At 73.1% G+C, this 6,912-nt stretch carries 3 protein-coding genes; all 3 read left to right on the top strand.

Going from position 1 to position 6,912, the window contains the following annotated elements; translation table 11 throughout:
* The coding region (locus ACILQS_RS14710; protein WP_395640877.1) for a PD-(D/E)XK nuclease family protein at positions 1 to 1,897 on the top strand (1,897 nt) is incomplete at its 5' end.
* A gap of 2 nt (positions 1,898 to 1,899) precedes the next feature.
* Entirely contained in the window at positions 1,900 to 5,079 is a 3,180-nt protein-coding gene (locus ACILQS_RS14705) for an ATP-dependent helicase (RefSeq protein ID WP_395640876.1), read from the top strand.
* Between the two features lie 309 nt (positions 5,080 to 5,388).
* Positions 5,389 to 6,819 carry an MFS transporter gene (locus tag ACILQS_RS14700; protein ID WP_395640875.1) on the top strand — a complete coding sequence of 477 codons (1,431 nt, stop codon included), beginning with the start codon at positions 5,389 to 5,391 and terminating at the stop codon, positions 6,817 to 6,819.
* Positions 6,820 to 6,912: the final 93 nt, after the last annotated feature.

The raw sequence follows: 6,912 nt of genomic DNA, 5'->3' as shown, positions 1-6,912 counted from the left end.
GCGCACCGGCGGCGGGGGGCTGGCGCTGCGCGACGACGCCGCGGCGCGGGCGCTGCTCGCCGTCGTCGAGACCGGGATCGGCCGACGCGAGCTGACCGCCGACCTCGCCGCCGAACTGCTCACCGGTCCGTTCGGCGGGCTCGACCCGATCGGCCTGCGCCGGCTGAGGATCGCGCTGCGCACTGAAGAGGCCCAGGCCGGCGGGATGCGCCCGAGCGGCGAGTTGCTCGTCGAGGCGCTGGCGGCCCCCGGACGGTTCGCCACGATCGACGCCCCGGTCGCCCGCACGGCCGAGCGGCTCGCCGTGACGCTGGACGCCCTGCGCAACGCCGACGAGGCCGCGACGGCCGAGGACCTGCTCTGGCTCGCCTGGGAGCGCAGCCGGCTCGCGAAGCCTTGGCGCACTCAGGCTTTGGGCGGCGGGGTCGCAGCGGCCGAGGCGAACCGCGACCTCGACGGGATCGTCGGGCTGTTCGCCGCCGCGAAGCGCTTCGCCGAGCACCGCGTCGACAACCCGGCGGCGAGCGTGTTCTTCGACACCCTCCGCGACGCCGAGGTCTCGGAGGACCTCATCGCCCCGACGCGCGCCGACGACGCGGTGCTCGTGACGACGCCGTCGGGAACCGTCGGGCTGGAGTTCGACACCGTCGTCGTCGCGGGGCTGCAGGACGGCGCCTGGCCGAACCTGCGTCCGCGCGGCTCGCTGCTCGCCCCGCAGGCGCTCACCCGGGCGGCCGTGGGGGAGGGCGGTCCGCTCGATGACCGCAAACTGGTGCTCGACGACGAGCTGCGGATGTTCGCGCTCGCGATCTCCCGGGCGCGCGATCGCGTGCTGCTCGCGGCGGTGGTGAACGACGACGAGTCCCGCAGCGTGCTCGTCGACCTGCTGCCGCCCGATCTGCCGGAGGCGCGCGTGCCGCTCCTCGCCGAGACGGCGCCCTTCACCCTTCGTGGCACGACCGGCCGCCTGCGCCGCCTGCTGACCTCGCGCGGGGTCGATCCGCGCACCCGGGCCGCCGCGGCATCCTCTCTCGCCCGTCTGGCGGAGCTCGGCGTTCCCGGAGCGAGCCCCGACGACTGGCACGGCCTGCTCTCCGCGTCGAGCGAGAGTCCGCTGTTCGAGGGGATGCAGGTTCCGGTGTCGCCTTCGAAGCTCGAGCGGTTCGAGGAGTCGCCGCTGGACTGGTTCCTCGAGACGATCGGCGGGTCGACCTCGACGACGCTGATGGATGTCGGCACGATCCTGCACTGGGCGATGGAGACCGCCGAGTCGCCCGACGCCGACGCCGTCTGGGCGCGGGTCGAGAAGCGGTGGGGTGAGCTGCTGTTCGAGTCGCCCTGGCTCGCCGAGCACCACCGACGCCAGGCGCGGGTGCTCGCCGACGGGATCGCGGCGTACCTCGGGGACTTCGAACGCGGCGGCGGGGTGGTCGTCGGGGCCGAGAAGTCCTTCGAGCTCGAGATCGACCGCGCGACGGTGCGGGGCACGATCGACCGGGTCGAGCGCGCGGCCGACGGCAGCGTGATGATCGTCGACCTCAAGACGGGCAACCACGTCACGCAGGCGAAGGTGGATGCCGCCGCCCAGCTCGGCGCGTACCAGCTCGCCTACCGCGAGGGGCGGCTCGACGAGGTGCTCGACGAACTCGGCGAGCACCGCGCCGGCGGCGCCAAGCTGCTCTACGTCAAGTCGGGCGTCGGCGGCAAGAAGTACCGCGAGGGCGTGCAGGCCCCGCTCGACGACGCCGGGCTCGAGGCGTTCCGCGAGCGCATCCGCCAGGTCGCGATCGGCATGGCGGCGGCCTCCTTCGAGGGCGTGCTCGAGGTCGGCGGCTACGGGCTCGGCGCGGTGCCCGAACTGCGGTTGCACCGCGTCGGGGCGGTGAGCGCGGAGTGACGGTGTCGATCAGATACTCGTCGATCGACATCGCCGACGCGCTCTCGAGCGTGCGCGGAAAGCCCGTGCCGCATCCGACGGCGCAGCAGCAGGCCGTGATCGAGGCGCCCCTGGCTCCCGCGCTCGTCGTCGCGGGCGCCGGGTCGGGCAAGACCGAGACGATGGCGAACCGGGTGCTCTGGCTGCTCGCGAACGGGCTCGTCGAGCCGGCGCAGGTGCTCGGCCTGACCTTCACCCGCAAGGCCGCGGGCGAACTGGGGTTGCGCATCCGGGAGCGCATCGCCGAACTCGACTCCGCTTTCGGGGGCGCCGGGCTGCTGCCGGAACGGGATGTCTTCGACGCCCCGCACGTCGCGACCTACAACTCGTTCGCGAACACGCTCTACCGGGATTCCGCGATCCTGCTCGGGCGCGAGGGCGACGCGCCGGTGCTCGGCGAGGCGGCGGCCTGGCAGCTCGCGCGCGGCGTGGTCATGCGCAGCCGGGATGCCCGCCTGCCCGAACTCGGCAAGAACCTCGACGCCCTCACCAAGGCTGTCCTGACGGTCGCGCGCGGCGTCGCGGAGCACGCCGGCGACCTCGACGAGGTGCGCGCGCTCGCCGCCGACCTCGGGGCGCTCGCCGGGTTGCCGACGAACGACCCGGTCGACCGGTTCGAGCGGCTGCCCGCCGTGGAGCTGGCGGAGCAGCTCGGCGCCCTCGACGTGCTCGCCGATCTCGCCGCCGACTACGACGCCGAGAAGGTGCGGCGCGGCGTCGTCGAATACGCCGACCAGGTGGCGCTCGCGCTGCGGATCGCGCAGAAGCAGCCCTCCCTCGGTGCCGACCTGCGCGACCGCTTCCGCGTCGTGCTGCTCGACGAATACCAGGACACCTCGGTCGTGCAGACCCGGCTGCTCGCGGAGCTCTTCGCGGGGAGTGCGGTGATGGCGGTCGGCGACCCGAACCAGTCGATCTACGGGTGGCGCGGGGCGAGCGCCGCCAACCTCGACCAGTTCGCGGAGCTGTTCCGCGCCGACGCGCGTTTCGCGTTGAGCACGAGCTGGCGCAACGGCACGCGCATCCTGGATGCCGCCAACCACCTCGTCGCCCCGTTCACCGGGCGGGGGGTGGCCGTCGAGAAGCTCGCGGCTTCGCCGACCGCGTCCGCGGTCGAGGTGCAGACGGCGTTCCCCGAGACGGTCGCCGAGGAGGCGGCCGCGGTCGCCGACTGGCTCGCCGCCCGGGTGGACGCCGGCACGAGCGCCGCGATGCTCATGCGTGCCCGGGCGACGCAGCCGTACTTCCTCGCAGCCCTGCGCGAGCGCGGCGTGAAGTTCCACGTGCTCGGCATCGGGGGGCTGCTCGCCGAGCCCGAGATCGCCGACCTGGTGTGCCTGCTCTCGGCGATGGACGACCCGGCGGCGGGCATCCAGCTGCTGCGCGTTCTGGCGGGCTCGCGCTGGCGCGTCGGGGTCGCCGACCTGCACGCGCTCAACCGGCTCGCGGCCTGGCTGCGTGCGCGCGACCACACGCAGCGCACGCACGACGACGAGGTGCGCGAGCTGCTCAACACGGCCGTCGCACCGGGGGAGGGCGGCTCGATCGTCGACGCTCTCGACTTCCTGGTGTCGGCGCCGGACGGGCACGTCGCCCTCGAGAACTTCACGCCCGTCGGGCTGGAGCGGCTGCGGGATGCCGGTGCCACGCTGGCGCGACTGCGCGCCCGGGTGCGGCTCGACCTGCCCGACCTCGTGGCGCTCGTCATCCAGGAGCTGCGTCTCGACATCGAAGTCGCCGCCAACGAGTACCGGGTGCTCGGCTCGGCCAACCTCGACGCCTTCGCCGACGCGCTCTCGGGGTACCTCGCGATCGCCGAGATCGCGACGCTGTCGGGCTTCCTCGGCTGGCTGCGCGAAGCCGAGCTGCGCGAAGACCTCTCGCCCCGCCCCGAGCCGCCGGAGCCCGGCACCGTGCAGGTGCTCACGGTGCACGGCGCGAAGGGCCTGGAATGGGATGTCGTCGCCGTGCCGCGGCTCGTCACCGACGAGTTCCCGGCGAAGCCGCGCGAGGGGTTCCAAGGCTGGCTCGGCTTCGGGCAGTACCCGTGGCCGCTGCGCGGGGATGCCGCCGAACTGCCGTACTTCGCCTGGGAGGGCGCGAGCACCCGCAAAGAGCTGCTCGCCGAGAAGGACGCGTTCAGCACCGGCGTGCGGCAGCGCGCGCTCGACGAGGAGCGCCGACTCGCCTACGTCGCGGTGACCCGGGCCAAGCACGAACTGCTGCTGTCGGGGTCGTTCTGGGCGACGCAGACCAAGCCGCGCGAGCCGGGGATCTTCCTGCGCGAGCTCAGCCTCGCCGGGCTCGTGCCCGTCCTGCCCGAGACCACGGAGCACAGCGAGAACCCGCTCGGCGACGATCTCGAGCGGATCGTCTGGCCGCTCGACCCGCTCGGCTCCCGGCGACCGGCGGTCGAGTGGGCGGCGGGTCAGGTGCGCGCGGCGGAGCCCCGGCTCGCGGGACCGTGGACCCGCGACCTCGACCTGCTGCTCGCCGAACGGGAGGCCCGGCTCGCCGCCTCCCGGGTGCCGATCCCGACGCGGGTGCCGGCCTCCCGGTTCCACGACTACGTCACCGAGCCCGACCGGGTCGCCGGCGAGCTGCGGCGGCCGATGCCCGAGCGACCGTTCTCGGCGACGCGGCTCGGCACCCTGTTCCACGCCTGGGTCGAACAGCGGTTCGGGTTCGGCACCGGCGCGGAGGAGCTCGACGCGCTCGAGATCGAGGCGGATGCCGGGCTCGACGTCGGGGGGCCGGAGCTCGAGGCGCTGCGCGCGCGGTTCGAGGCGTCGGAGTTCGCCGCGCGGCGTCCGCTCGAGGTGGAGCGCGAGATCCACCTCCCGTTCGACGACCGGATCGTGATCTGCAAGATCGACGCCGTGTACTCGGAGCCCGACGGGCGGGTGCGGATCGTCGACTGGAAGACCGGGCGCGCCCCGAAGGATGCCGCCGACCTCGAGCGCAAGCAGCTCCAGCTCGCGCTCTACCGGCTCGCCTACGCGCGCTGGGCGGGCATCCCGGAGGAACGGATCGACGCGGCGTTCTACTTCGTCGCCGACGACCTCGTGCTCGAGCCCGACCGCATCGACTCCGAGGAGCAACTCCTCGCCCGCTGGCGCGCCGCCACCTCCCCCGCGGGTTGAGTGCCGCGCGGAGCGCGGTGTATCGAAACCAGGGATGTGCGCCGTGGGTTTCGATACACCGCTTCGCGGCACTCAACCCGCGGGGCCTCGCGGTTTCGATACACCGCCTGCGGCGGCACTCAACCCGCGGGGTCTCGCGGTTTCGATACACCGCTTCGCGGCACTCAACCCGCGGGGTCTCGCGGTTTCGATACACCGCTTCGCGGCACTCAACCCGCGGAGCCTCGCGGTTTCGATACACCGCCTGCGGCGGCACTCAACCCGCGGGTCAGGGCGCGTAGGGTGGAAACCGAGTGAGGGGGAGTTCGGGTGAGTCTCGGCGGCAGTGACCCGGCTCTGACCGCACCCATCTCCATCCAGCCGGGCCGCACCTCCGGTCGCGATGTGCTCGCGGTGCTGCGCATCCGCAACTTCCGGCTCTCGGTCACCTCGATCTTCTTCTCGAGCATCGCGATGTGGATGGCGCGCGTCGCCGTCGACTGGCTGATGCTCGAACTGACCGGCAACCTCGCGCTGGTCGGCCTCGCGGTGACCCTCCAGTTCGGCCCCACCCTCGTGCTCGGCGCGTTCGCGGGGGTCGTCGCCGACCGGTTCTCGCGCCGCGCCATCGTCATCATCACGCAAGCCGTCGCCTTCGGTGGCAGCGCGACCCTGGGCCTGCTCGCGATCCTCGGGGCGGCGGAGGTCTGGCACGTCTTCCTCGTCGCCGCGGTCTCCGGGGTCGCCGGCGCTCTCGAAGGTCCCGCCCGCAGCGCCCTCCTCGGTCAGATCGTCGACCCCCCGCGACTGCGCACCGCGGTGAGTCTCAACGCCGGCATCTTCCACGTCGGCGGCCTCATCGGACCGGCGATCAGCGGCATCCTCATCGGAATCGTCGGCTCGGGCTGGTCGATCGCCGGAGCCGCCCTCGCGACGCTCGTCAGCATTCTGGCATTCTCGATGTTCCGCACCCGCGAACTCGCCCCGCTCATCCGACCCGCACAAGGAACCGGCGGCGTCCGGGTCGCCCTCCGCTACATCGTGCGCAAGCCGACGATCCTGTGGCCGATGGTGCTGCTCGCCTTCGTCGCGACGTTCGGGATGACTCTCCCGGTGCTCTTCACCGCCGCGGCGAGTGAGACGGGCTTCGATACCGGCTCCGCGGGCTACGGTCTCTACACCTCGCTCGCCGCGGTCGGAGCGATCGTCGGCGCGGTGCTGTCGACGCGGCGGAAGTCGGTGCGGCTGCGCTCGATCGCGCTGCTCACCGGCGGCTACGGGCTGGCGATCGTGCTCGGCGGACTCGTGCCCGTCTACGGGGTCTTCCTCGCCGGCATCGTCGGCCTGGGCATCGCGCGTCTGCTGTTCGCGACCGGGGCGGAGTCGATGGTGCAGCTCTCGACGAACCCCAGCATCCGCGGCCGGGTGATGGCGATCTACCTCGTCATCCTGATGGGCGGGCAGGCGGCCGGCGGCGTCATCGTCGGCTGGATCGCCGAAGAGCTCGGGATGCACGCGGCCTTCGCCGTCGCGGGCGGCGTCCCGCTGCTCGCCGCGATCGTCGTCGCGATCATCCTCGCCCGCCGCCACCAGCTCACCGTCTCGGTGAACCTGCGCGACTTCCGCCGCGTCGTGCGCATCGTCAAGCGACCGAAGGCTGCGGCGACGCGGAAGGGGCGGACGGTGCGGAGGCGTCAGGCCGGATCGTCGTCGTCCGCGCCGTCCCAGAGGCCCGACAGCTCGACCAGCTCGGCGTCCTGATCCCGCAGGTACCGTCCGGCGCCTCGGTCGCCCTCCGCCGACTCCGCGGCCGCCGCCCAGTGGTCGCGACCGAGCAGCACGGGATGCCCGGGG

Source organism: Pseudolysinimonas sp. (genome assembly GCF_044239695.1).
Lineage (GTDB): Bacteria > Actinomycetota > Actinomycetes > Actinomycetales > Microbacteriaceae > Pseudolysinimonas_A.
The sequence above is the reverse complement of the archived record's forward strand: the minus strand, read 5'-3'. Positions and strand labels throughout refer to the sequence as shown.